23 protein-coding genes and 5 pseudogenes are annotated in these 23,318 nt (G+C 66.9%); 16 read left to right on the forward strand and 12 right to left on the reverse strand.

The genetic code is table 11. The annotated features are described in order from the left end of the window. Nucleotides 1-31: 31 nt before the first annotated feature. Nucleotides 32-1,486, reverse strand: coding sequence for a hypothetical protein (locus ACIBW9_RS41860; RefSeq protein WP_398963931.1), 1,455 nt, complete (start codon nucleotides 1,484-1,486; stop codon nucleotides 32-34). After that, nucleotides 1,483-2,208: pseudogene (locus tag ACIBW9_RS41865) on the reverse strand (hypothetical protein); the annotation flags it as partial. The gene ACIBW9_RS41860 and the pseudogene ACIBW9_RS41865, both read right to left, overlap by 4 nt. On the opposite strand from ACIBW9_RS41865, the pseudogene ACIBW9_RS41870 reads away from it, so the two are divergent. The 5 genes and pseudogenes from ACIBW9_RS41870 to ACIBW9_RS41890 form a co-directional block, all read left to right on the forward strand. Further along, nucleotides 2,204-3,020, forward strand: a pseudogene (locus ACIBW9_RS41870) (IS5 family transposase). The pseudogenes ACIBW9_RS41865 and ACIBW9_RS41870 overlap by 5 nt on opposite strands. Before the next feature lie 450 nt (nucleotides 3,021-3,470). Continuing rightward, a complete protein-coding gene (locus ACIBW9_RS41875) occupies nucleotides 3,471-4,061 on the forward strand; it encodes a replication/maintenance protein RepL (protein ID WP_398963934.1) in 591 nt (196 codons plus the stop codon). A 22-nt stretch (nucleotides 4,062-4,083) separates the two neighbouring features. Next, the gene (locus ACIBW9_RS41880) at nucleotides 4,084-4,476 is read left to right on the forward strand and encodes a hypothetical protein (RefSeq protein WP_398963937.1); all 393 of its coding nucleotides are present in this window, start codon (nucleotides 4,084-4,086) and stop codon (nucleotides 4,474-4,476) included. Nucleotides 4,477-4,956: 480 nt separating this feature from the next. Then, a complete protein-coding gene (locus ACIBW9_RS41885; RefSeq protein ID WP_398963939.1) occupies nucleotides 4,957-5,556 on the forward strand; it encodes a hypothetical protein in 600 nt (199 codons plus the stop codon). A 142-nt stretch (nucleotides 5,557-5,698) separates the two neighbouring features. Beyond that, nucleotides 5,699-6,442, forward strand: a pseudogene (locus ACIBW9_RS41890) (IS630 family transposase); the annotation flags it as partial. Between the two features lie 284 nt (nucleotides 6,443-6,726). Here ACIBW9_RS41890 and ACIBW9_RS41895 read toward each other — a convergent pair. Beyond that, nucleotides 6,727-6,852 carry a hypothetical protein gene (locus ACIBW9_RS41895; RefSeq protein ID WP_398963941.1) on the reverse strand — a complete coding sequence of 42 codons (126 nt, stop codon included), beginning with the start codon at nucleotides 6,850-6,852 and terminating at the stop codon, nucleotides 6,727-6,729. Between the two features lie 335 nt (nucleotides 6,853-7,187). Here ACIBW9_RS41895 and ACIBW9_RS41900 point away from each other — a divergent pair, with 335 nt between their 5' ends. The 5 genes and pseudogenes from ACIBW9_RS41900 to ACIBW9_RS41920 all read left to right on the forward strand — a co-directional run bounded on the left by ACIBW9_RS41900 (nucleotide 7,188) and on the right by ACIBW9_RS41920 (nucleotide 10,770). Then, nucleotides 7,188-8,315 carry a dsDNA nuclease domain-containing protein gene (locus ACIBW9_RS41900; protein ID WP_398963943.1) on the forward strand — a complete coding sequence of 376 codons (1,128 nt, stop codon included), beginning with the start codon at nucleotides 7,188-7,190 and terminating at the stop codon, nucleotides 8,313-8,315. Between the two features lie 17 nt (nucleotides 8,316-8,332). Continuing rightward, nucleotides 8,333-8,566, forward strand: a complete 234-nt coding sequence (locus ACIBW9_RS41905; RefSeq protein WP_398963945.1) for a hypothetical protein — start codon at nucleotides 8,333-8,335, stop codon at nucleotides 8,564-8,566. Beyond that, nucleotides 8,563-9,135 carry a hypothetical protein gene (locus ACIBW9_RS41910; protein WP_398963948.1) on the forward strand — a complete coding sequence of 191 codons (573 nt, stop codon included), beginning with the start codon at nucleotides 8,563-8,565 and terminating at the stop codon, nucleotides 9,133-9,135. Before ACIBW9_RS41905 ends, ACIBW9_RS41910 begins: the two co-directional genes overlap by 4 nt. 1 nt (nucleotide 9,136) lies before the next feature. Beyond that, nucleotides 9,137-9,814, forward strand: a pseudogene (locus ACIBW9_RS41915) (AAA family ATPase); the annotation flags it as partial. Nucleotides 9,815-10,158: 344 nt separating this feature from the next. After that, nucleotides 10,159-10,770, forward strand: coding sequence for a hypothetical protein (locus tag ACIBW9_RS41920; RefSeq protein WP_398964006.1), 612 nt, complete (start codon nucleotides 10,159-10,161; stop codon nucleotides 10,768-10,770). Nucleotides 10,771-10,834: 64 nt separating this feature from the next. Here the strand turns inward: ACIBW9_RS41920 and ACIBW9_RS41925 are convergent. Together ACIBW9_RS41925 and ACIBW9_RS41930 are read right to left on the reverse strand one after the other, a co-directional pair. Next, nucleotides 10,835-11,826 (reverse strand): annotated as a pseudogene (locus ACIBW9_RS41925) (immunity 49 family protein). 64 nt (nucleotides 11,827-11,890) lie between these two features. Continuing rightward, nucleotides 11,891-12,217, reverse strand: coding sequence for a hypothetical protein (locus ACIBW9_RS41930; protein ID WP_398963951.1), 327 nt, complete (start codon nucleotides 12,215-12,217; stop codon nucleotides 11,891-11,893). A 113-nt stretch (nucleotides 12,218-12,330) separates the two neighbouring features. Here ACIBW9_RS41930 and ACIBW9_RS41935 point away from each other — a divergent pair, with 113 nt between their 5' ends. After that, nucleotides 12,331-12,684 carry a transposase gene (locus ACIBW9_RS41935; protein ID WP_398963953.1) on the forward strand — a complete coding sequence of 118 codons (354 nt, stop codon included), beginning with the start codon at nucleotides 12,331-12,333 and terminating at the stop codon, nucleotides 12,682-12,684. 559 nt (nucleotides 12,685-13,243) lie between these two features. Here ACIBW9_RS41935 and ACIBW9_RS41940 read toward each other — a convergent pair. After that, the gene (locus tag ACIBW9_RS41940) at nucleotides 13,244-13,990 is read right to left on the reverse strand and encodes a hypothetical protein (RefSeq protein WP_398963956.1); all 747 of its coding nucleotides are present in this window, start codon (nucleotides 13,988-13,990) and stop codon (nucleotides 13,244-13,246) included. A 369-nt stretch (nucleotides 13,991-14,359) separates the two neighbouring features. Between ACIBW9_RS41940 and mihF the strand changes: the two genes are divergently transcribed. From mihF to ACIBW9_RS41960, 4 genes are all read left to right on the forward strand, one after another. Next, nucleotides 14,360-14,677 (forward strand): integration host factor, actinobacterial type, encoded by a 318-nt coding sequence (gene mihF / locus ACIBW9_RS41945; protein WP_398963958.1) that lies wholly within the window; start codon nucleotides 14,360-14,362, stop codon nucleotides 14,675-14,677. A gap of 124 nt (nucleotides 14,678-14,801) precedes the next feature. Continuing rightward, a complete protein-coding gene (locus tag ACIBW9_RS41950) occupies nucleotides 14,802-15,851 on the forward strand; it encodes a hypothetical protein (protein ID WP_398963961.1) in 1,050 nt (349 codons plus the stop codon). A gap of 449 nt (nucleotides 15,852-16,300) precedes the next feature. Beyond that, complete coding sequence (locus ACIBW9_RS41955; protein WP_398963964.1) at nucleotides 16,301-16,492, forward strand: hypothetical protein; 192 nt, start codon at nucleotides 16,301-16,303, stop codon at nucleotides 16,490-16,492. Further along, the gene (locus tag ACIBW9_RS41960; protein ID WP_398963966.1) at nucleotides 16,489-16,965 is read left to right on the forward strand and encodes a DUF6924 domain-containing protein; all 477 of its coding nucleotides are present in this window, start codon (nucleotides 16,489-16,491) and stop codon (nucleotides 16,963-16,965) included. The genes ACIBW9_RS41955 and ACIBW9_RS41960 overlap by 4 nt, the downstream gene beginning before the upstream one ends. Before the next feature lie 178 nt (nucleotides 16,966-17,143). Here ACIBW9_RS41960 and ACIBW9_RS41965 read toward each other — a convergent pair whose 3' ends face one another. Further along, nucleotides 17,144-17,677 carry a GNAT family N-acetyltransferase gene (locus ACIBW9_RS41965; RefSeq protein WP_398963969.1) on the reverse strand — a complete coding sequence of 178 codons (534 nt, stop codon included), beginning with the start codon at nucleotides 17,675-17,677 and terminating at the stop codon, nucleotides 17,144-17,146. An 865-nt stretch (nucleotides 17,678-18,542) separates the two neighbouring features. Here ACIBW9_RS41965 and ACIBW9_RS41970 point away from each other — a divergent pair. Continuing rightward, a complete protein-coding gene (locus tag ACIBW9_RS41970; protein ID WP_398963972.1) occupies nucleotides 18,543-18,764 on the forward strand; it encodes a hypothetical protein in 222 nt (73 codons plus the stop codon). 479 nt (nucleotides 18,765-19,243) lie between these two features. Here ACIBW9_RS41970 and ACIBW9_RS41975 read toward each other — a convergent pair whose 3' ends face one another. The 5 genes from ACIBW9_RS41975 to ACIBW9_RS41995 all read right to left on the reverse strand — a co-directional run bounded on the left by ACIBW9_RS41975 (nucleotide 19,244) and on the right by ACIBW9_RS41995 (nucleotide 23,305). Further along, nucleotides 19,244-19,480: a hypothetical protein gene (locus ACIBW9_RS41975; protein WP_398963975.1), complete on the reverse strand. Its 237-nt coding sequence runs from the start codon at nucleotides 19,478-19,480 to the stop codon at nucleotides 19,244-19,246. Between the two features lie 88 nt (nucleotides 19,481-19,568). Beyond that, a complete protein-coding gene (locus tag ACIBW9_RS41980; protein ID WP_398963978.1) occupies nucleotides 19,569-20,915 on the reverse strand; it encodes a peptidase in 1,347 nt (448 codons plus the stop codon). A 982-nt stretch (nucleotides 20,916-21,897) separates the two neighbouring features. Beyond that, nucleotides 21,898-22,371, reverse strand: coding sequence for a transposase family protein (locus tag ACIBW9_RS41985; RefSeq protein WP_398963980.1), 474 nt, complete (start codon nucleotides 22,369-22,371; stop codon nucleotides 21,898-21,900). A gap of 50 nt (nucleotides 22,372-22,421) precedes the next feature. Next, complete coding sequence (locus ACIBW9_RS41990) at nucleotides 22,422-22,727, reverse strand: hypothetical protein (RefSeq protein WP_398963982.1); 306 nt, start codon at nucleotides 22,725-22,727, stop codon at nucleotides 22,422-22,424. Nucleotides 22,728-22,798: 71 nt separating this feature from the next. Beyond that, nucleotides 22,799-23,305 (reverse strand): hypothetical protein, encoded by a 507-nt coding sequence (locus ACIBW9_RS41995; protein WP_398963985.1) that lies wholly within the window; start codon nucleotides 23,303-23,305, stop codon nucleotides 22,799-22,801. Nucleotides 23,306-23,318 lie beyond the last annotated feature (13 nt).

Below are 23,318 nucleotides of genomic sequence, written 5' to 3' on the forward strand. Positions count from 1 at the left end.
GCCCAGACTTCGTAGGCCTCGTAGCCGAACATCACCTGGCATCCGCAGAGTTGATCGGGGGCAGCAGGCCGTCCCCGGGCCACAGATCCTGTTCGGCCACGAGGCTGGTGAGAAACTTGTCGATCTCGGCCAGCACAGCGGCGCGGTCGGTGGGCCCGTAGGCGATGAAGTCGTCTGCTGCAGCGTCATAGGCGCGTACGTGGCTGTGCGGGCCGGTGCAGACGAGGGCGCGCGCGATCTCGGGCAGACCGAGGCTGAGGGCATCGCAGTCTTCGGAGCGGACGAGGTGGAGCAGGTCGGTGGTGACGCGCTCCCAGTCGCCGACGGCCGGCCAGTCGGCGCCTTCGTTGAGTTCGTGGGTGAGCGTGGACAGCGGCACGATCTCGCCAGGTCGGCGACCGTGGACAAGGCGGTCGTGGATGCGAGCGCCGTCGGGCTGCCGTACGCGGGGGTACAGCAGAGAGGCTGCGGCCACGACGGTGGTGTTGATCTCCTGGGCGGCGGCCGGGTAGTAAGCCTCGTGCGCGAACAGGAGGTAGACATCCAGGGTGGGGATGTCCTGGCTGAGTTCGGCCTGGGGCATGGGGAAGGTTCCCTTCGGAAGCGGTGGGGTCGGTGCATGACGGGGGCCCGGATGGGTCGTCGGCCGGGCGCCAGACGAATACGGGTTCAGGGGCCGTGCGGGAGCGCAGACCTGATTCGTGCCGGGTGCGTTGCCGTCCGCGGTGCGCTTGAGGACCTGGGTGACCTGGTGGGCAAGTTGGAGCATCAGCCGCTCGCGGGCGATGAGTTCGGCTGAGGCCGAGCGGGCGTCGCGGGTCTGGAGCAGGTCTGCGGCGTCCCACAGCAGGTGCTGGCCGATCTCGGCCGAGCGGCGCAGCTCGTAGCGGTCGCTGCCGGCGGCGGCCTGGACGAGCGAGGTGTGCAGGGCGGCGAGCCGCTGCAGGTAGCGGCAGGGCACGTCGCCCTCGACGATGCGGACGTGCTCGAACGCGCGGGCGTCCAGCCGGTCGGGCAGGTGCTCGGCAAGCACGGGGACGAGGAGGACCGCAGGGAGCACGATGTCGACGGGGGTGCCGTGGCGGGCGGCGAACACTCCGGCGAGCAGGCTGATGAGGGCGACGCACGCAGTGGAGAGGCGCAGGGACCCGGGGATGGTGGCCAGGGCGATGTGCTGGGCATGACGCCGGGTAAGCCAGCGGAGGGCCAACCGTTGCGCACGGGTCGCGGCCGGGGTGAGCACCCCGATCTGGTGGGGAATCGCGGGCGGGCTGCCGTCGCCGGGGACCGTCCAGGCGAGCCAACCCCACCGCGTGCGCTCGTGGACGAGCACGGGTTCGCAGTCGGCCGAGCAGGTGTGGTCGCGGACGTGGCCGGTGCGCAGGGCTCGGGCGCGTTCCTTCTCCCATCGCCTCGGGTGGCCGGTGAAGGGGCGCTCGTGGTGCGCGGCCGCGGTCGGCGGCGGTGTGTGGAGCGTGTCCGTCACAAGGTGCGTCCTTCCAGGTGGTCGGTGAAGGCGGAGGTGCAGGTGGTGCAGCGGCCGTCGCCGTCCGGGTGGGCGCGCCGGGGGGTGGGGCCCGGGCAGGTGCGGCACAGCGGCCAGCCCAGGCAGGCCGGGCAGAGGTCCTCGCCGGGGGCGGTTCCGGGATGGCCGCAGCCGGCGCATTCGACGAGGGCGCGGTAGGTCAGGGCCTCGCTCACCGAGCGGGCGGCGGCGGAGCCACACGCCGACTGCGGCGGCGGGTCGTCCCATGCGGGCGCGTCGCGGTGGCTGGCCGCGAGGGCGGGCGGCGGGTAGGCCTGGGCGGCGCGCAGACGGGCGGCGATGATCGCGCCGACCGTGGTGCGCACCGGGTTCGGCAGAGGCCTCGCGGCGATGACGTGCTGTAGCTGCTCGCGGCTCCAGCCGGCCTCCAGCATCACGGTCACGACGCGGCCTTGATCGGTCAGCGCCTGTCCGGTGAGCAGCAGCCCGGGGCGGGCCGCCCCGATCTCGAGCAGCAGCCGGATCCCCGGGTGCATGTCATCCGCCAACAGCGTGGGCGCCAAGGGCGGTGTGGTGCCGGGCTGGTCCGTCCCTCCGGGCCTCCGTGCGACGTCGTGGTCGCACGGAGGGAGGGGTCTGGTCTTCTGCTGGGTGGTCTTCTTTCTGTTGGTGTTCTTAGACCGTGTCCTACGTGGCGAGGCGGACGTTGGTCCGTTCATGGGGCGGGGTACGTGGAGTTGGATTGTTCCGGACGGGCTGTGGGAGATTGCGAAGCCGCTGATCCCTCCGTCGAGGGTGCGGCCACAGGGCGGCGGGACGCAGGACACGCCTGATGAGACGCTGTTCGCGGCGATCATCTACGTGCTGGTCAGTGGTTGTGCCTGGCGGGCTCTGCCGCCCTGCTTCGGCATATCGAAGTCGACCGCTCACCGCCGCTTCCTGATCTGGTCCAGAGCCGGCGTCTGGGGCCGCTTGCACGAGGCCGTGCTGCACCGGCTCGACGACGTCGGCCTGGTCGATGTGACCCGTGTCGTCCTCGACACCGCCCACGTCAGGGCTAAAAAGGGGGCGAACACACAGGTCCGAGCCCCGTGGACCGGGGCAAGCCGGGTTCCAAGATGCACGTCCTGTCGGACGCGAACGGACTGCCCCTGGTCGTCGACGTCTCGGCCGGCAACACCCACGACAGCGAAGGTCTGAAGCCGATGGTGGCGGGTCACCAAACGAGACACGACCCCCATCGCGGCCGGTACTTCAAGCCCCAGCGCCTCCACGCGGACAAGCCTACGACCGCCCGGACCTGCGGAAATGGTTACGCGGCAAGCGCATTGGAGTCCGGATCGCCCGCAAAGGCATCGAGTCCAGCGAACGGCTGGGCCGCCGCAGGTGGGTGATCGAAAGGACGATGTCGTGGTTGTCCGGATACCGCAGACTCAGCCCCCGCTACGAACGCGATCCCCGCAATTACCTGGCCTTTCTCGGTCTCGCTGCGGCCTTGTGCTGCTACAAGCGCCTCGTCCGCCTCGCCACGTAGGACACGGTCTAAGAGACGTTCGAGAAAAATGGCCTCCGACCTGCGGGTTTGTGAAACCTAATGTCGGCGACCACCGACATTAGGGGTGCTCGGATGTCGGTCCGTGCCCACACTCAGCCTAGAAACTTGCGCCTATCCACAACTCTCCGCTGAGACATGCGAATAGACGCAAGTATTGCCCTCCAGGCTCAACGCTCCGCAGCGCGCACGGTCGAGAGGACTTCCATCGCCGGATCACTACCCGGCGAGTTGCATACAGACGCCGTGTCAGCACCTGGCCGCGCCTACCGATGTCCCATCGCATGAGGCCGCACAGGCTGGCTCTGCGCCGATGTCGGCGACTGCCGACACAAACTTGCGGCGAGTAGCAACTCTCCCGCGTGTAACATGCGGATGGTCGCAACTTTTGCCGTACAGTGCGCAGCACCTGTACGCGAAAGGATCATCTACATGGACGCAGCGGCAGAGGGCCTGCGCGCATGGCGCGCGAGCCCTCGACCTCAACCGCCCAAGCCTGTAAGGCCTGTTGAGAGGGACGGTGGCACCGATCTCGCGCGCCGGATCGCCGAGCAGTTCGGCAAGGGCCCTGTCCACGAGGTCAAGACCGTCGTCTATCGGCGCCCTCCTCACGACATGCTCGGCGAGGCCGGCTACTCGCTCGTCAGCAACTACTTCCTGCGGCGCGTCCTGCCCTACTGCCTGATGCACAACATCATCAGCAAGCTGCAGGCCGCCGTCCTGTCAAACATGATCGGCAGGCAGAAGAAGGGCAAGATCGAGTGCACCCACGCGGAGATCGCAGGCGAGCTCGGCGTGAAGCGGACCAGCATCGGCCACGCCCTCGACGCGCTCTGCGAGAAAAACCTCATCCGCAAGGTCAAGAGGTCCTGCTACCAGCTCAACCCTCGCGTCGCGTATAACGGAAACGGCCAGGAGCAGCACGACTTCCTCGCCGAGCTGCGAGCACTCGCCCTCGACTCCAAGTTCCCCGACGAACTCGCCCCCGAGCTCACGCTGTTCTCCCGGCAAGAGCTCGGCTGACCGAAGGGATCCCATCGCCATGATGACCACCACGGACTTGCTGGGCATGCTGCACCAGCTGCAGCTCACCCCTACGGCGATCGACGTCCTCTCGGTCATGGTCGCGCACCAGGACCCTGGAGGCTCTGTCGGCATGAAGCAATCCGAGATCGACGAGATCCTCGGCGTCGGCCAGGCCTCCATGAGCCGCGCCATGGGACTGCTGGTCGATCGCGGCATCGTGCTGCGCTCCGGCGGCGGCCGCGGCCACCGCTACGCCCTCAACCCGGCCGTGGCCGGCTACGAGTCGCAGCACGAGCTGGAGAAGGAAATGACCCAGCAGCTCTCCCTGGGCGGACCGCCTCCGATCAAGGTGCCCGGCTACACCAAACGGCCCCCCAAGCCCGGCAAGGGCGGCCTGAGGTCCGTTGCCTAGCAACGCCCCGTAACGCAGCAAGGCCCCGGCGGGATTGCCGGGGCCTTCTGCACCTGTACGCGAAGCGCGCACTACCAGTATGCCCACCGCCCGAAGCACCCAGCCACCCAGAAGAGGACGTCGGCGCCCTGCGGCCTGCCAAGCGCGGCCAGAAGGCCGGACTGTTCGACGAGGTAGAGCATGAGTGAATCACCCCACCCGGTGACTCCTGAAACGCAAACGTCTGAGTCGCAGGCCCGCGACGCCGCTGCAACCGATAAACGAGAAGAGCGACTAGAAGTCAGGGCAGCGAGAGCACAAGCCGACTCTCAAATCGAGAAGGCGCGGAGACACCGAGAGACCTCTGCTCGGAAAGAAGCTTGGATTCTCGTTCTCGCGGGCCTATCCGCTACGGCTGCCGCTTTGTGCTTCTGTTTTTGGCTTCTTGGGCAGAAGGACTCCGAGCAACCGCAGATCAGCGGCTGGTGGCCTGTCGGAACCTTGACGCTCAGTTTCATTCTGAGCGTTGTCTGGAGCGTGCGTGCTGCCGACAGATCGGCCGCATACGAAGAAGTCGTACGCGAGGAAGAACTCGGTGTCCGCCTGGTCGAGCTGGACTTCGTGCAAGATGCAGACGCACCGTTGTCCGCCAACCGCGAGCTCCTACGGGAGTATCACCGGTTGTCGACCAGCCAGGCTCGCTCGGCCTTCAGGCTCGCGATCTGGGTCATGGCATCAGCCGCAGTTCTCATCCTCGTCGGCGCCGGTGCCGTGGTCGTCTCACAGAACACCACCACGGCCATCACTCTGGGATCGTTGACCGCCTTCATCTCCGCCTTGGGCGGCTACGTATCCTCAACCCTCCTCGCCACCTACCGCGTCTCCGTCGAACAAGCCCGCTTCTACTTCCGCGAGCCCCTCGCAGGCGGTTACCTCTTGGCGGCCGAACACCTCGCCAGGCGACTTGACGGGCCCGAACAAACCGCTGCCCTTGGGCGCGTGGTTGACGGCTTCGTCCAAGCAGCCACCAACGTGCCCGGCACCACGTCCGATGCACCACCTCAGGAGGCCGCCCCGCAGGGCTCATCCGCGACCGCCTGAGGCGTCTTCAACGCTCTCAGAGGTCACGATGCCGCGATCTATTGATCCGAAACGGTAGGTGTTCTGGGTCGTTGATCCATGCGTGAGTGAACTGGTGGGGGACGCACGGCAGTTGTCGCCTGCGGCGCAGGAGGCCCTTCGGCTGAGGGCGGTGGCCGCGTTGGTGGCGGGCCGGACTCGCGAGGCTGTCGCGGCGGTGTTCCAGGTCTCGCTCAAAGCGGTGGACAACTGGTGGGCGAAGTGGCTGGCCGGCGGGCGCGAAGCACTCGTGGCCCAGCCGCGTGGGCGCCGGGTCGGCGAACATCAGGTTCTCGATGCTGTCGAGCAGCAGGCGGTCCGGCAGGCCGTGCTGGATCACCGTCCCTGCGACCTGGGACTGGCGGGGCAGCTGTGGACGCGCGCCGGGGTGGGAGACCTGATCGCGAAGCTGTACAGGGTGCGGCTGACCGAGCAGGGGGTGGGCAAGTACCTGCGCCGCTGGGGCCTGTCCTTCCAGCGCCCGGACAAGCGGGCCGTCGAGCAGGACGCCGAAGCGGTCCGCGTCTGGCGGGAGGAGACCTGGCCGGCCATCCGCGCGCGGGCGAAGGCCGAGGGCGGGGAGGTGCTCTTCGCCGACCAGGTCGGCATCCGCTCGGACCAGGTCACCGGCCGCACCTGGGGCGCCAAGGGGCGCACCCCGGTCGTCCGCCGCACGGGCAACCGGTTCTCGGTCAACGTGATGTCCGCGATCAGCACCAAGGGACGCATGCACTTCATGGTCTTCACCGAGACCTTCGACGCCGACGTCATATGCCGCTTCCTGAACCGGCTCGCGGGCCACTTCGACCACAAAGTGCACCTCGTCGTGGACGGCCACTCCGCCCACCGCTCCCGCAAGGTCCGCGCCTGACTGGCCGATCACCAGGATCGCATCGAGCTGGAGAAGGGTGGTCAGATCCCGATGGGTGCGCTCGTAGGCGTCGAGCTCCAGGGTCCTGCGGGCCGCGTACGCGAGCGCCGGGTCCGCGTGGGTGGCCAGGCGCATGAGGATGTGAGGCGGAATGAAGGTGCAGAAGGTCCGGTGTGCTGCCATGCCCTCACGTCCCCTCGATCGTGCGACAGACCGTAGCGTTCCGCGGGCGCCGTCGGGAGGCGAATGCCGTGTTCCGCGAGGGTGATCGCCCACTGCGGTCAGCTACCTCCTTCACCGGCAGAGGTGATCAGTGCGATGAGGATGAGCATGATCGCGGTAAATGTGACGACCTGTTCCGCGTCCCAACCCTCACGTACAGCAGCGGCGATGACGGCGGCAACCACAGGTTCTATTCTGGTTCAACGACCCAGAACTCCTACCGTTTCGCATCAATAGATGTCACCGAGACCTGCCGGGGCAAGCACGGCCGGATCTGCGTCCTCGGCAGCTGCTGAAGGCTCGGTGCCGGACAACGGGAAGGGCCTGAGCCTCTCGCGTCGGCCGGGCCCGACCCGGTGAGACAGACGACTCGTCCAGCGGCACTTCAAATGCATAGCGAGCGCGACGCACCGTTACGCGTTGGTGCTGGAGTGTGATACGGGTAGAGATCTTCAAAACCGCCGTTGCAACGGACGCGGTGGGGACGTGCTCTCAAGCAGGGCCGGAGCGGGGGGCGTCGATGGTCGATGCAGCGGGCATGGGCGCCGGGGCCGAGGGCGTCGAGAGGTCCACCGAACCGGACAGTCCGAACGGTTCAGCGCTCACAATCTTCGAACTGGCACCGGAAGAAGACAGCGGCTCGGACACGCTTGGCCGGTACCGGTTTCAGGCGGAGGTGGCGGCGCGGGACTGTCTGGCCATGCTCACCCAGGACGCCATCGAGTTCGTCGTCTGCGAGTGGCACGAGAACTTCGTCGTGGCACTCGCAGACGGGTCAGTGGAGCTGGTATCGGTCAAGCACCGAGAAGAAACGCAGGGCACGTGGTCACTTCCTGAGTTGTGTAAGAGCGGAGGCCTGACCCACCTCTTCGACCGTTGGTGCGCGTGCGAGTGTGCCGCAAATGTCCGCCTGAGACTGGCGACGAACGCTGCGCTGAACCCGGCCAAGGGGAACGCCGGCACGTTGGCTCGGATGTGTGGCCCGGAGCCGGAGGTAACGGACGGGCGGCTCGCCATGGCAGAGAAGATCGCGCGTCAAATGCTGAAGGTCCGCTGGAAGCAGCCTTATCCCAACATCCCGGATACCCCTCAGGTGCGCACGCTCGCAGACATCCAGATGCCAACGGGCTTCGTGGAGAAGGTCCTGCGTTTCCTCGCGGTCCTGGAAATCTCGTGCGAACCACCGCAGCGTGGAGACATCACCGACGTCAACATCCAGAGGCTTCTGGTGCCTGCCGTCGAGCAACTGCAGCTGGCGCACGTCGACCTTGAGGGCACCTACCGGGCCATCGTGGATCGGATCGAGCAGGCCAACCGTGACGAGAGCGACCGCAGTCAACTCGCCGCGTACATCGCCGATCCGAGCCGAGTCCGTCACAGCACCCGGATGCAGCAGCGCATCGGCCGGCGCACACTCACCCGCGAGACCATCCGACAGCAGATCGCGTACACGACGGTACAGCTGCCCACGTTCCGGCCCGGTCAAGTGCCCGTGGTGGCACCAGGAGGCGTCAAGCTCAGTCGCAAGCTGCGCCAGGGCCTGGTGCCCGCGGACGAGACGGCCTTCGCCGAACGGCTCCGCTCCGCGTGGTTCGCGACCTGGTCCGAACGCCGCTCCGGCCTGGCCGGGACGAATCAGACCTGTTGAACCTGTCTACGGACGTCATGGAGGTGGCCTTCGAGTGCCGCCGCCATGCGCGCGCGGCAGCCGCCGAAGACAGCGGGTTCGGCCGCAAGATGAACGACCTGTTGGCCGAGCGACTGAAAGTCGATGCGCTGCCCTCGCCGCCGCCGTTCCAGCTCAACAACCTGCACCTGCGGGGGCTGGCCTACCAGTTGTGCGACGAGTGCCACTTCTTCTTCTCCGAGCCTTTCAACGCGGACGAGGAAGCCTCATGACCCACAGCGCCGACTTCGAGACCGCCGCAGCGCGCCTGCGGATGCAACGCCGGCAGGCCGAACAGCGCGAGGCCCACTACCACGAGGCGCGCATCCTCCTGCTCATCTCGCAGTTCACCACCCCCAAGAGCGGCCTCACCGGCCTCACCAAGCTCGCCAAACTCGACTTCCTGCTGCGCTACCCAGCCATGCTGGAGCGCCTTCTGCCCGCTGGGCCCGCGTCATGGCCAGAGGGAACCGCCCCCACAGAGCCCGAGCGCCTCGCGGTCGAAAGCCGCATGACCCGCTACAAGTACGGGCCCTGGGATCAGCGCTACTACAGCATCCTCGGGTCCCTCGCCGCCCGAGGCCTGATCACCTACGGCGACAGCACCCGAGCCGATTTCCACGCCACACCGCAGGGCGTCGCCGCCGCGGCCTCCCTCGCCGCCGCACCCGAATGGGACGTCGTCGCCAGCCGGATCAAGGTACTCAAGAGACATTTCAACAAATCAGGATCGGCCTTGAAGAATCTCATCTACGACCGCCTGCCCGACGCCGTCGACCGGCCCTGGCGGACGGAGATCTGACATGGCCGTCAACCTGCGCATCATCTCTCTGACCGTCACGACCGCCGAGACGGAACAGACCTACCGCTTCGACCGGCCCGCCACCGTGATCACCGGCCCCATCGGCACCGGCAAGTCCAGCCTGCTGATGCTCTTCAAGCACGTCCTCGGCGGCAGCGCCATGCTCACCCCGGCGGTCCGTGAAAACGTCCTGTCCGTCCAGGCCGAGGTCGTGGCCGGCGACGAGCATGTCGTCCTCAGGCGCGCCATCGAAGGAGACGCCGCGGACACCGTGGATCTCCTCGACCCCCACTCCCTCACCCTGGAGCGCTCGCTGTCTCTGCGGGCCGGGGACGGCGTGACCACGCTCTCCGACCACCTGCTGGATGCCCTCGGCTTCCCGCGTGAACAGATCGCTGCACGGCGAGAGGGAGCCGCGCGGCCGCAGAACCTCACCTTCAACGACCTGTATGCCTACGTCTACCTCCAGGCGCGCGAGATTGACCGCCAGGTCGTCGGCCACCTGGACAGTTGGTTCGAGCCCAAGCGCAAAGAGTTCTTCCGCCTGATGTTCGCGCTGACCGACAGTGCGCTCATGGAGCTCAAGCGCACCAAGAACGAGCTCACTGACAGGCTGAACGCCAGAGATACTGAGCACGACAACGTCAGCGCCTTCCTGGCGGCCTCCGATCCTCGCAGCGACGACGAACTGCGGGCCGAACTCACGCAGCTGCGCGACACGCTTGAGCGGGCCGAGTCCGCACTGACCGGCCTCCGTACTGAGCTCGAGGAGCAGACCGCCGCCGACACGGCTTTGCGGGAGGAGCTGCAGAGCGCCATCAGGGCCGCCCGGCAGGCCGAAGAGGAGGTGGCGGCCAGCGATCTTGTGGAGGCGCGGCAAGCCGTCGTCGCCCAGGTTCAACTCGATCTCTCCCGTCTTGACCGCAGCCACGGCCATCGACCAGCTCTCCCCGTTCGAGTTCGTCGTCTGCCCGCGGTGCATGCAGTCCCTGGCCGCCCGGGTCGTCGAGGACGGCCGCGTCGATGGCGCGCACCCGGGCCCAGGATTCCCGCAGGGACATCCGGTCACTCAAAGCCGAACGCCGGCAGGTCAACAAGGCCATCAAGGAGAAGTCCGAGCAACTCAAGGCCCGCCAGACACTGCTCGGTGACCTCAGCACCGAATTCGGCCGGCTGCTCACCAGCTGGGGTCTGCCCTGGATCAGCACGGCTGTCATCGACCGCGACACCTACCTGCCCGTCGTGGACGGGCAGCCCTTCGAGAGCCTGCAGGCATCCGGCGGCGGCATCGTCACCTCCGTCAACCTGGCCTACAGCCTCACTCTCCTCACTTTCGGACTCGACCACGCCGACGTCCTGGTCCCGTCTCTCCTCGTGATCGATTCACCGCGCAAGGCCTTCGGTAACAACGCCTCCGACCGGCAACGCGCCACCGAGATCTACAGCCGCTTCAGGACATTGGCTGACGCGTACGGCGAACGCCTCCAACTGATCATCGCCGACAACGACCCCCCACCCATCACCAGCGACTCCTTCGGCAAGGTGGTATTCGACTACGAGAACCCGATGGTGCCCGGCGTCGATCATCCCGGCCCTGATCACGTCACCCGCGTCGAGACCCAGTCGGAGAGCTGACGAGGAGTTTCCGTGCTGCCCAGCACGGATGACCACTCCCCGAGCTTCCCGCCCCCCGGGTGACCTACTTGGCGGCCCAGTAGCCCAAGTTGTTCTGGTTCCCCTCCGCCGCCCGGCGCAGCGCGTCCGGCGATCCCAGCAGACCGTACGGCAGATACCCGGACCGGACGCCGAGCTCCCACCCATGGACCTGGACGGCGAGGCAGGCCAGGGCGAGGGTGCCGAGGGGGAGGAGGGACCGAGGCGCAAGATCACCGGCATCGGCCTCGACGCTCTCCCGGTACGCGACCAGCCGCGCGACGAGGGCGTCCTCGAAGGCGTGCTGGTCGTCGTCGAGGAGTACGCGGAGCAGCCGCTGGTCCGCGCTCAGCGCGTCGCCGACCTCGTCGAGCCGCCGGGCGGCCTCCGCGCGCTCCCCGGCATCGGGCTTGCGCAGCGGAACCGTCGGCCAGTCGCGGGGCAGATGCCCGGCCGCCTCGGTGAGATAGGGGCACAGGGCGTCCATCGCGGCGAGGTCGGCGGGGGCGGAGACAGAGGTGTACCGGTTGTAGGGCACGCCGTCACGGATGGCGGGCGCGTAGTCGCCGCGCAGCAGCAGCCCGATGACCCGCTCCCAGTCCCACACATGCCCGCTGACGACACACATCTCGAACATGTCGAGCCAGGTCCGCGCGGTGGGCGCCTCCTCGACGACGTCCCCGAAGGTGATGGACCCGTCCTCGAACTCGTCGTCGTCCGGTCCGTGCTGATCCGCTCCCCGACGAGGGGGAACCGGATCTCCTGGTCCCCGTCCGGGAAGCACATGATGCTCAGCACTCCGTGCACACACTCCGCGGCGGTGACGGCGACCGTGCCGGCCGCGGCGTCGAGCCCCGGCTCCGTCACCGCCCGGGCGGCGACATGGTCGAGCAGTTCGTCCGCCATGGCCCGGATCAGCGTCGGCGAGATGCTGTCATACCGCAGCGAGTGCCACCGCGCGTAGGCCCGCCCCTCGATGTCGTCGAGCGCCTCGGCCAACCGCAGCTCGCCGACCTGATGGCATGCCACATCCCGCACGCGCCCCGTCCCTTCCTGCACTCCACGACTGGACGAAGCACGTTATCAACGGGCACTGACAGCACTAGGGCCTGTGGTGCTCCCGCCAGGCGCGGCACAGTGCGTTGAACTCCTCCTGCCGTTCGGCAAGGAGGTCCTGGGGCCGTTGCAGGTGGCAGTCCAGGATGTGCACGCCGTCCTGGAAAGGTTCGAAGCCGATCCGCACCCATACGCGGCTCAGTTTGGCGGCGGCTTCGCGATGCTGTTCTTCGGTCAACTCGCCGCCGTCGGCAGATCCGGGCTCGCACGCCACCGCTACACAGTCCTGCGAGAGGCGGCGGATGGCGGAGCCTGCCAGTACCGGGGCCAGCCCCAGTCCGCGCCATGCTGGTTCCAGGATGACCCGGTCCATGACGAGCAGGTCACCGACGGGGTGTGCGAGTGCGGCCTCGAAGGCCGGCTCCCATCGGCTTCAGCGACGTCGCGGGTCGAACCCGGCTGCTCAGGCTGCTGAAGGCGCCGACGGTGGCGGACCGTGCCCCGCGGGTGCTGGGGGTGGACGAGTTCGCCTTCCGAAAGGGCTGCACCTACGGCACCGTGCTGGTCGACGTCGAGTCCGGCCGGGTCGTGGACGTACTGCCGGACCGCACCTCCGAGACGTTCGCGACCTGGCTCACCGAGCATCCCGGAGTCGAGATCATCTGCCGGGACCGGGCCACTGCCCACACCAAGGCAGTCAAGGAAGCCGCCCCCAATGCCCTCGAAGTCGCGGATCGCTGGCAGTGCGCCATGAGGCGCCTTGTCGTATCCCCGGCTCAGCCGGGAGGAATTGAAGGGAGGTCCCTGGGTCCGATGGCTCACCCAACCCGGAAACGGTGAAGGGGAAAACAGCATGCCAGAGAACCGACGGCCGGGTTCAGATGTCAGAAACGGCGCGTCGGGGGACCCGCGTGATATGGCGAAAGCTGGATTGCCTGAACCCCAATGCCCAGAAGATTGAAGGTCAAATCCACCGGAAAGACATCTGGAACCGGTGCCGCCCCCTGCCTCGGGCCAGTGCCACGCCTGGGGCAACCTTCGGGGAACGGAGCGATGCCCAATGAGGGCATTCAAGGGTATGAGTGGGGCGCCTACGTCACGCTAGTACGTACGACAAGGACGAACATGGGATCGCCTACGGGAGGAGATCTTCCTACGGCGACGGAGGCCCCGTAGTAGTCGCCGGAGTCACGACCGGCCAAGGAGAACGGGAAAGCCGTTCGCATCGGGCGAAGGGGGCCAGGTGATTGGACACCACAGAATCGGGAGGTATGCGAAATGCAGAGCGTCGAAACGGTGCTGAGTGTCCTCCCAGGGGTGCTGCGTTCTCATTTGCTGAGATGAAGCTTCGTGGGCGCGTGCTCGGGTCAAGGCGGCTGGTATTCGGTGTCAGTTGCGGTCAATGACCCGACGTCGAAACCCACGCGCTGGTTCCCGCCAAGAAACAGGCGACGGTGTAGCTGCCCAGCGCGGGCAGCAGGAGCGCCGCAAGCATGACCCACATACCGAAGAACAAGTGCACGAAGCGGGGAACGGATGATCGCGGATCCAGGTCCAGGCGGCTACGGGCATGCCTGGTCACCTTGACCGTTGCGCTGGACGGTTGGGCATCCGCCCTCAGGACGGCGCGGCGTATGGAGTCCTCCGCCCGTGTGTCACGGCCGATCGTCAAGCGCAGCCCCTGGCGGTCCCGCAGGCGCAACTCATCGATTGTGCCGCCTCGGCCCATCGCAGCGAACCGGCGGACACTGGCCAGAGCGTCCAGTTCAATCGTGCGGACGCCGGTGAGCGTGCGGGCAGACATGAGCCGTCTCCCCTCGACGGTGGAGACGTGCGCCGTGCCCGCATCCCCGAACCAGATCAGGTATGCCAGCACTCCAGCGACGAATCCGGCCGCGGTGGCGATCCCGGTGTCCGTCGCCTTCAACACATGGGTTCGGATCAGCCCCGCATCCGCGAGGACGACCGTCGCCCATGCCGCGCCCACGATCCCCAGCCCCAGCCGCATGCGGCGACGGGCAGACCGAGGGTCCACCGGGGCGGGCGGCAGCTTTCGCCGCGAACGACGCATGTGCCGGTTGAGCCGACAGCGTTGCACCGCGAGGAACGCCTTGTTCTTGTTCCATGAAGATCCCTGCCCCCACATGGCCGCAGGTTAAGCCCACAGCAGACGGGAGGCCAGCATTCCGCACCACTCACGGGGCGATCGCGTGCTCGTCACGGTGCTGGAGCTGAGCGATGTCGGCAGGGTCGAGGAGCAGGGTTGATGGGTTCTCAGGCTTCAAGGCCGAGTAGTCGGAGGGCGTGGTCGGTCCGTGACCGATAGTGGTCGGTCGCGGCGGCGATGTTCGTCGACCGGCCGGGCCCGCCACCGCTTCCACACGGCCAGGGCGTGGCGGCCGTCGGTGGTGACGCGGACGGCACGCCGGCCAGTGGGGTCGGGCTCGCCCACGGCCAGGAGCCCGGCGCGCCCCAGGATCACCCATTGCTGGGCGACCGCCCCTGAGGAGGCGTCATGCCCTTGCCCTCGCTAACGCCGGAACAGCGGACCGCCGCCCTGGAGAAGGCCGTGGCCTCGCGCAGAACGTGCGCCCTCGTCCTCACCGAGCTCAACCAGGGAGGCCGTTCCCTGCGTGAACTCCTGGACAGCGACAGCGCTGTCGTCCGACGGACCCATGTGCGCCGACTGCTGGAGGTGCTCCCGGGAATCGGAAGGGTCCGCGCCGGTCAGCTCGTGACCGCACGCGACATCGCCGCCAGCCGGCGGGGCCAAGGGCTTGGAGCCCGGCAGAAGCAACTTCTGCTGGAGAGGTTCGAGGCCGCCGTGGCCTGATTCCGTGCCCTTGCCACCGAAGGCACAGCAGCATGTGCAGCCTCTCCGGGCTTCCCCTACGCCGCGAAAGGGAATCTTCCTCCCAGGGCCCTGCTGAAGGGCCTACAGAGGTTCCGGGGGAATCATGGCATCTGTCGAGTTTGATGACTTTTGCTTCTACTGCCCGATCGCACCTGCAGTTCATCCGGAAGCGGGTGAGGTTGACGAGGCAGCGCGGCGCTGGGCAAGAGAGATGGGGATCGGGACGGGTACGCGACAGGAGAGGAGCGACTACGGCCAGATGGTGTGCCGATGGGCTCCTGATGGGGACCGAGAACTGCTCGACGTGGCGACGCGTCACGCGTACGTGACCTTCGCACTGGATGACCTGCTCTTCGACAGCGGGCCAATCTGTCGGAGTCCTGACCGAGTGTCGTTGCTGGTCGGTCGACTGATCCGTTCCTTGGTGTCGCCCGAAGCAGAGCCGCTGCCGAGCGGTTTCGCCAGACTCGACCGTGCGGTCGCCGCGCAACGTGCGTGTTCCGCGGAGATCAGAGCCAAGTGCCGGCCGGACACGGTGCGGAGATGGATCGACTCGATGGTCGAGTGGTACGTAGGTGCGCTGACGGTGGTGGCGCACCGGCAGATGGGCAAGGTGCTGGGGTTCCGGGACTATCTGAACCTCGGCCATATGGACCGGGCCATCCGGTATTGCGTGGTCGTGATCCAGATCGCGGAAGGGACAGTGCTGCCGAACGCCGAGTTGGAAACGCCGCTGGTAAGGGCGGTGACGGAAGCAGCGTATCTGCTGGTGACTGTGGACAGCGATCTGTACTCCTACAAGAAGGAGGCCCTGGAAGGCACGCTGGAGATGAACGTCGTGTCAGCTCTGATGCAAGAAGGGCACTCAGCCGGCTACGCCGCGAGGAAAGCGTTCGAGCTGCGGAACACGGTGATGGCGGTCTTCATGCAGTTGATCCGACAGGCACGTGAGGACGCGAGCGCTGAACTGTTGCGATACCTGGGACAACTTGAGCACCTGGTGCGGGGAAACCTTGACTGGGGACTCCGAGCGCCTCGGTATGACGTGCAAGGAAACGCCGTGCCGTTTCGGGTCGTTACTGCCCCGCAGCCAGATCCTTTGGTGTCATCGGCACTGCCGGAAATCGCATGGTGGTGGGAACTGGTCGCCTGACCTGCAGCGAAATTCCCCTCAAGGTGTCATGCCTGGCTCTGACACTACGAGGTCGGCGACCAGACTGAGTTGGCTCGGGTCCGGCACCTGGCCCGACCCAGGTGGCCGCGTCGAGGTTGGCCGCGGCGTAGCCGAGGAGATGGCGCTGGTATTCGCTGCTTTGCCGCTCGGTGTGGCGGATGACGCGCCAGTCGCGGGCCGAGATCGCCGAGTGGCGGCCGGGTGCTTAACCGCGTCAACTACTCAGTTGCGGCGGATGCCTACGTCCCGGTACCGCTCATCGGGACCGACACCCTGGGATTGCCCGGGTCGCTGGTGGTGAGGTTGAAGACCGCGGCTACCGCGGCAGCCGTCGGGTTGTCCGCAAACACCTCGCCGCCCTGCGCACGGGCACCGCAGAACCGGAGCGGGCCGATATTCCAAGCCCGTGCAAGATCACCTCCTGGATCATGCGGCCCCGCGAGACTCTCACCGAGAGCCAGAACGAGCGCCTCCTTCAGGTCCGCCTCGCCTGCCAGGACATCACCCGGCCTGCGACCTCGCCCGCGGCCTTCGCCGACCTGGTCCGCCACCAGCGCGGAGCGGCCCGTGAGACAGTCGGGGACAGCTCACCGATCGTCACCGAGGAGAACGATCCATGAGAGCGTTGCCCGCCGTCACCGGCCGTGATGAGTTCGACGTCCTTGTCGTCAGGACCGACTACGACGATGACCAGGCGTGGCGGGACGTGACGGCGGCGCTGCTGGAGCCCTGGGGGGACAGGCAGTACGAGGCACACGTCCACTTCATAGACGACCCGGCCTGGACAGGAGCGACCGTTGACGAGGCCCTGAATGCGGTCCGCGCCGACGAGAACCTGGCCGTTGTCTTCCTCGCCGACCGGAGGACCATGCAGGCCGAGAGCCACGCGTTGCTGGCGGTCACCACGCTGACGCGGGAGGAGTGCGTCGACGAACAAGACTACGAGCAGCTGACCGAGTTCGGTCGTGAGTTCCGCACCGTCCCCGCAGGAGTCCACGACGTCCACGCCAACCTGAGCATCGGCAACCTGGCCTTCGAGGAGTACGCCGCACGGGCTCACGATGATCCCGAAGGGATCTACCGGTCCTTCTGAACAGGGCTCACGGAACTGCGGACAGAGCCTCCAGGGCTCTGTCCGCAGTTCCGTGAAAGCGCAGGTCAACGACGGGAAGACACTATCTGTCCCTCGTGTCCATACCGTCGCGATCAATGAGCTCGGGGGCGTAGGGACATTGGTCGGCTGTCTTGCGATGATCGATGGTTCGGCCGATTTACGCCTGGAACTCAGTGAGGTCGATGGCGTGAACGCGCAGAGGGTAGCCGTACACCGGGTGCACCGTCTCCCGCTCGGGCACCATGCCGAGCTTGCGGGCGACGTTCTCGGAGGCGTTGTCCCCCACCCGGTTGATGCTGATGACGCGGTCCAGGCCGCGGTCCTGAAGCGCGAACTCCAGCGTGGCGTGCGCGGCTTCGGACGCGTACCCCTGGTCCCAGAACTGTGAACCCAGCCGCCAGCTGATCGCCACGGCGGGCATCACCTCCGGCAGGAACTCGGGCACGGACAGTCCCGTGAAGCCGATCAGTTCGCCAGAGGCCAGCAGCTCGACTGCGGAGAGCCCGAAGCCCTCCTCGTCCCACTCCTCCTCCCATCGCTCGATGGCCTCGGCCGTGTGGTCCAGGTCGCGCACCGAGCCGTCGTCGATCCAGCGCATGACCCGTGGGTCCGCGTTGATGTCCGCCATTGGCACGAGGTCGTCGTCGTGCCAGCTACGGAGGAGGAGGCGGGGTGTGCGGATCTCGGTCATGCGCCCATCCTGCCGAAGGCAACCGCCTCATCGGTAATCCGGCGCCCGCCCGCGCTGCCGCTCCGGAAACACAAGGCGTAAAGCAGCCTGCACCCGCACCGTCACGGGGGGAAAACACCGGGCTGAGGGCTGTGCCGACGACGTGCCACTTCGGCAGCACGATTGAGAGGTGAGACCGATTCGGCGGCAGCCTGCCGCAGCACCAACATCATTCACGGAACTGCGGACAGAGCCGATTTCAAATATCGCCATCATCCCCGACACCGCAGCCGGCGAGTGGTGGCAGCACGCCCTGCCCAGCGACAGAGTCGTGCACGCCGAGCAGTCCGGACACCAGATGCTGGCTGAGGCACTACGACGTCGGAGGCCGGCCTCCCTGGGCCAGGACGCGGGCACCACAGGACAGGACGCCCGAGCATGACCGGGACGACAAACCCGACGGACCCTCAGAGCCTGTCACCCACCGAGCGGCCAGCATTCCGGCAGCCAGGGTTCTAGCCGAGATTCTTTGAACTGGGCACGACCACGTACTGCCGCAGGTACAGGTCGCGGAAGCTCACCGGCCCACGCGGACCGGGACCCTGTCGATGTTGATACCGGTCTCCGGCAGTCGCAACAGCTTGAGCCGTCGAGAAGTCGCGTGGGGGAATTCCAGAAGACCCCGGAGCCGCCATAAGCATCAATGAGGCCCCGCCATCCTGATTCCTGCTGGTCAGCGGTGCTGGCGTGGTGTTTCGATGGTGTTCCCATACTGGTCGGTGCGGAGATCGGTAGCACGTGATTGTCCGTCAGGGGCGTCTTCAGTGGTTCCCGGGTGCGGGCTTCGGTCTGCCGCATAGCTTCGGCCGCGGGAGGGACCGTCATCGTGGACGTGCTGACGTGGACTGTCGAGCGGCGGATGTACCTGGCCGAGCGGGCTGAACTGCTGCGCAAGGAACTGGCGGGGATCGAGGTGGAGGTGGCCCGGCTGGAGGCCGCAGAGGTCGTCTTCGGGCAGTGGGCGGAGGCGACCGACGGCGGACGACAGCCGTCCGGCATCATCGAGCCGGAGCCGGAGCCGGAGCCGGAGCCGGTGGTTGCGGCATGATCTGCCGGTAGGCCGGATGGTCCGGCAGCTCCGGGGCCGGCGGCGTCGGCGTCGGCGTCGGCGTCGGCGGGGACGGATCAGGCAGCGCCAGCAGGGTCATGCGGACCTTCTCGGCGATGCGGTCGAACTCCTCCAACTGCGCGGTGAGTTCCGCGATGCGTCCCGCGTGGCCTCGGCCTGCGCGGCGATCTCGCGCTCTTGCTCCTCCAGGCGTGCCAGCACCGCTCCCAAGGTCAACTCGCTGCCGCTCACGCGCCGCGCCAGGATGGAGGTCGCGTTGAGCATCCGGGCCATCCAGTCGCTTATGGCCCAGTACACCCTCGACTCGGCGGAGGCGGGCCGGTGCTCGTAGTCCCTTACCAGGTGCGGTGCAGCATCGTGATCCCGTTCACCTGCTCCACCACCCACCTCTTGGGCTGGGGAACGAACCCGCTGGCTGCCGGGTTGCGCTCGACGACTTCGACGTCGATGCCCACCTTCTACCCATGGTCGATGACGGTGGTCTTGAACCCCTGGTCCACCAGGGCCTTCTGCACCATGTCGGTGTCGGCGGCGACCTTGTCCAGCAAGGCGATACCGGCGGCGTTGTCGTGCGCACGCCCGCGTCTCGGCCTTACGGATGTCCACCGCCTACTGCGCAGGTCCTTCAGCTTCTTCCGCACCAACAGCGCCTCGCGGGTCAGAGCGATCCGACGCCGACCTGGCCAGCGAACCACCAGAGTCACCACGCGGCTGCCTGTCGGCAAACCAAATATGCAAAACGGCCCGCCGCGCAGAACGGCGGACCGTCTCAGGCCTGGCGTGTCAGGTGGTCGGGTTCAGCTTGAGACCGAAATGGCCCAGGATGTCGGGCGCTTCGGTCCAGAGGATGTAGTTGAACGCCACGTCGCTGCCGTTGTAGGAGTAGCAGCAGGGGCCTACACCGGCGGAATTGACGCCGCGAGCCTGGTAGGTGGAACCGCTGACCGTGTACACGAGGGCGCCGCTGTCGCCCTCCGCCACAGCCCAGGGCTGGTTGGACTGCATGCGAGTACCCTCAACGCCACGGACATTGTGGGTGCCGCTCCAGTCCGTTGAACTCCAGGTTATGTCCTGGTTGGTGACCGCGATGCCGCACACGTTGCCGTAGCCCATGAAGTACGAGGCGCCTCCGGACTGGCATACCAGGTCTCCCGCGTAGCTGTACGCGTCGGAGGTCACCGGGTGCCAGGTGTCGCTGAGCTGGACGTCGGCGTTGTTCTTGCCACCGGTCAGTTCCTCGGCATCCCACGCTGGGGAGGTGCCCGTGACCGTACCGACGTAGTTGCCGACGCTGTTGCGTGGGGTGGTGTAGTAGGCGCCGAAGGCGGGGTGAGTTCCCCCTTCGGTGAAGACCTCGTCACCGTTGGTGAAGCAGTGGTTCGCGGTGATCATCACAGGCGAGTTGTCACTGGTTTTCACCGCCGGTATACCCGCGGTGCAGTCAGCATGCCCGTCGGAGAGCACGTCACCGCCGATCTGTGGCGAGCTGTCCTCCCACTTGACTTGTGCCTGGTCGGTGGGTCGAGCTTGGTACCCCTGCTGGAAGGCGACGGTAACTCCGTCCAACAGGTTCTTCTGTACTTGCCCCGTGGCTGCTGGGGCCATGGGGGTACGGATACTAGCCTGTGTGGGTTGGTCCACGCCGACCTGGAGCGATGAGCCATCGGTCGCAACCGCGACGCTGTAGACGTGATAGGGAAGTTTATGCGCGGCGGCCTGAGCGAGCAGTTGCGTGCGAGCTGCGTGGAGTTGGCGCAGCGTGTACGCCGCCTTGTCGACCGTCACTCGACGGGTGTCGATGCGCGGGTTGATCTTCCGGGCCGCCTGGATGAGCTTATCGGCCTGAGCGGGATCGGTCAGCGCGACGTGGACGGTGTCGTGGGGAGCATCGATGCGCACGGTGGCGTAGGTGTCAGGCTCGGTTCTCTTGCCGGCGGTGTCCAGTGCGGCTGCCAGCGCGCGAAGCGGGTCCAGGATGCGGCTCTGAGCTGCCAGCGGCAGGGCGGCGATCTGAGCGAGTGTCAAGCGAGCTTGCCCTGCGGAGCGGTCACCAACTGCCGCATGGGCGCTCGGTATGGCCATTCCGGCCGATATGACAACGGTTGTGCCACAGGCGGCGAGCAGCTGCATCGTTCTGGATTTTACCTTCAAGGTGCCCTTCCTTGATTAGATTGTTCACCAATATTTGCGCGCACCATAAGGGGATTGAGTGCGCGGCGGAGCTGTGAGCGATGGAGAGCTTAGGGCCGGATACGCGGTCAGTGATCATGAATTGGGAAAGAATGATCAGCGCTACAGGGGAGGGGCGGGAATGAAGCGGTACCCTTCACACCGAGCCTGCTTTTGGGGGTCTCAACCGGTTGCCTCTTTGGAGTCCAGCCCCACCAGCAGCCGTCTCCAGACGCCGCAATCCACAAGAGAGCCCTGGGAGTGCGGCGGTTCATTGCGGTCAACCGAGGCGCGTAGCGGAACCGGACAGCGCCACTGCACATCGAAGGGGTATGACGACTGTGAGACTCGGCGGCGCAATCGTGGTGACCGCATGCCTGCTCGTGCTGGCCGGCTGCGGTAGCACGACCACAACGCAGTCCGGACAAAGTGGATCAGCCAGAGCCTCAACGACCCCAGTGGTAACGCAACAAAGGATTGATCACCCAGTCACCGAGTCCGCTGACGGCCGCGTCCTGCATACCCAAGGGTATGCAGGAGGCTGTCAGAGAGACGTACGCCTGTCGGCCACAGAAAGAGCCGGAGAGGTGATTCTGAAATTGCAGGGAATTACCCGGTCAGGTCCGCCATGCCCTACGGACGCCAGGTGGTTGCCGGTTCAGGTCACTCTTCCGAAGCCGATGGACCACCAAGCTCTGATCGACGGCACATCCGGGCAGCACCTTCACATCCAAGGGATCTGGCACGCAGGGCAACGTTCGAGCTGATTGTGCCCCACCAAGTGGTAATCACCGGCCGAGTTGCGGAGACATCACCGCGTTCGCGGACTTTCCGCCGCCCCAATGAAATGCTTTCATCCTGATTCCGCAGGTCGCGGGGATGGTGTGAGGTTGCGGTGATGTACTCGCCCGGGTCTGGGTGATCTTCTTCGGGAGATCGTCTGTCACCTGTGGACTTCGGTGTTTGCGAGGACGAGCAGGGCGCGCAGGAGGGTGGTGGCGTGCCGGGCGTCCATGCGGATCTTGGTCAGGAAGCGCCAGGTCTTCAGGTTGGCGAAGCCGTGCTCGACGGCGGCGCGTTCGCGGTTGAGCAGGCGGTTGGCTTCCTTCTCCGCGCCGGTGAGACGGTGGTTGCGGGTGGCCTTGCGGCCGGTGATGATCACCGGGTCGTCGGGGTCGTCGTCCAGGCCGACGAAGCCGAGGTCGGCCAGGGCCCCGAGTCCGGCCTCGCGCAGATGACCGGTGATCTTGTCGTGGCGGGCCGCGGTGATCTCGCTGGACCGGCCGGGCCTGGCCGCGGAGACCCAGATCAGGTTGCCCTTCTCGTCCGTCAGCGCGAGAAACAGCAGGCCATGGGCTTTGTGCTTGCCGGAGAAGTTCTTCCGGTTCTCTGCCCCGGTGCGACGGCGAGTGCGCACGAGGGTGCCGTCCAGCAGCACTACGACCCCGCCGCTGCGGGCGAGCTTCTTCAGCGCCCGGCCAGCTGCGGGGCCCGGGCGGACAGCAGGGTGAGGACTTCCAGCACCCAGCGGCGCACGGTGGAGGCGGAGACGTGGTTGCCGCCGGCCATGTCGGCCAGGCGCTGGTCGTGACGGAGCACGGCGAGCACGATCACCGCCTGGGCGCCCGGGGCGAGCTTGCGCCACCGGGTGCCCAGCTGGTTGCGTCGACGGCGTATCAGGCCGGCGACGAGATCGATGGTCCGCTTCGACAGCGGGAGGCGGACCTGGTAGACAACATGCTGAGGGCCTTCGGCGGGCTGGTTTTTCGTCACAGATTCACCAACTCCCGCCGGAGGCCGTCGCGTTACGGCCGGAATCGGTCCCTCCGTCACTGCCCTGACGGTCAGCGCACCTGATGGCGTCCCGCGCCGGTCCGCGAGATCCAGCCCCGGTCGGCGAGTTTGCGCAGCTGCCCGCGGACGGGCTCCACCTTCGCCGGTGTCGTCTTTCTGCCCAGCGCGACCGCGACGTCCTTGGCCATCACCGGACCATCCGCACCGGCCACGATCTCCATGACCCGCCGGTACTCCGGGGTGAGGACCTCCACCCCCATGCCCTCGACACGGTCCGGCACCAGCCGCATCCCACCCGCACCCGGACCAGCCACCACCACCGGCTCCGGCTCCGGCTCCGGCTCCGGCTCCGGCTCCGGCTCCGGCTCCGGCTCCGGCTCGATGATGCCGGACGGCTGTCGTCCGCCGTCGGTCGCCTCCGCCCACTGCCCGAAGACGACCTCTGCGGCCTCCAGCCGGGCCACCTCCACCTCGATCCCCACCAGTTCCTTGCGCAGCAGTTCAGCCCGCTCGGCCAGGTACATCCGCCGCTCGACAGTCCACGTCAGCACGTCCACGATGACGGTCCCT

The sequence above is a fragment of the Streptomyces sp. NPDC049541 genome, from assembly GCF_044465725.1.
Taxonomy (GTDB): Bacteria; Actinomycetota; Actinomycetes; order Streptomycetales; family Streptomycetaceae; genus Streptomyces.

What these genes read in the sequence shown, in the direction of transcription:
- ACIBW9_RS41930 (WP_398963951.1), bottom strand. Translation starts at nt 12,217, where the DNA reads ATGGACCGGGTCATCCTGGAACCAGCATGGCGCGGACTGGGGCTGGCC.
- ACIBW9_RS41980 (WP_398963978.1), bottom strand. Translation starts at nt 20,915, where the DNA reads ATGCAGCTGCTCGCCGCCTGTGGCACAACCGTTGTCATATCGGCCGGA.
- mihF (WP_398963958.1), top strand. Translation starts at nt 14,360, where the DNA reads ATGCCCTTGCCCTCGCTAACGCCGGAACAGCGGACCGCCGCCCTGGAG.
- ACIBW9_RS41905 (WP_398963945.1), top strand. Translation starts at nt 8,333, where the DNA reads ATGGAGGTGGCCTTCGAGTGCCGCCGCCATGCGCGCGCGGCAGCCGCC.
- ACIBW9_RS41965 (WP_398963969.1), bottom strand. Translation starts at nt 17,677, where the DNA reads ATGACCGAGATCCGCACACCCCGCCTCCTCCTCCGTAGCTGGCACGAC.
- ACIBW9_RS41940 (WP_398963956.1), bottom strand. Translation starts at nt 13,990, where the DNA reads ATGTGGGGGCAGGGATCTTCATGGAACAAGAACAAGGCGTTCCTCGCG.
- ACIBW9_RS41900 (WP_398963943.1), top strand. Translation starts at nt 7,188, where the DNA reads ATGGTCGATGCAGCGGGCATGGGCGCCGGGGCCGAGGGCGTCGAGAGG.
- ACIBW9_RS41880 (WP_398963937.1), top strand. Translation starts at nt 4,084, where the DNA reads ATGACCACCACGGACTTGCTGGGCATGCTGCACCAGCTGCAGCTCACC.
- ACIBW9_RS41960 (WP_398963966.1), top strand. Translation starts at nt 16,489, where the DNA reads ATGAGAGCGTTGCCCGCCGTCACCGGCCGTGATGAGTTCGACGTCCTT.
- ACIBW9_RS41875 (WP_398963934.1), top strand. Translation starts at nt 3,471, where the DNA reads ATGGACGCAGCGGCAGAGGGCCTGCGCGCATGGCGCGCGAGCCCTCGA.
- ACIBW9_RS41910 (WP_398963948.1), top strand. Translation starts at nt 8,563, where the DNA reads ATGACCCACAGCGCCGACTTCGAGACCGCCGCAGCGCGCCTGCGGATG.
- ACIBW9_RS41950 (WP_398963961.1), top strand. Translation starts at nt 14,802, where the DNA reads ATGGCATCTGTCGAGTTTGATGACTTTTGCTTCTACTGCCCGATCGCA.
- ACIBW9_RS41955 (WP_398963964.1), top strand. Translation starts at nt 16,301, where the DNA reads ATGCGGCCCCGCGAGACTCTCACCGAGAGCCAGAACGAGCGCCTCCTT.
- ACIBW9_RS41920 (WP_398964006.1), top strand. Translation starts at nt 10,159, where the DNA reads ATGGCGCGCACCCGGGCCCAGGATTCCCGCAGGGACATCCGGTCACTC.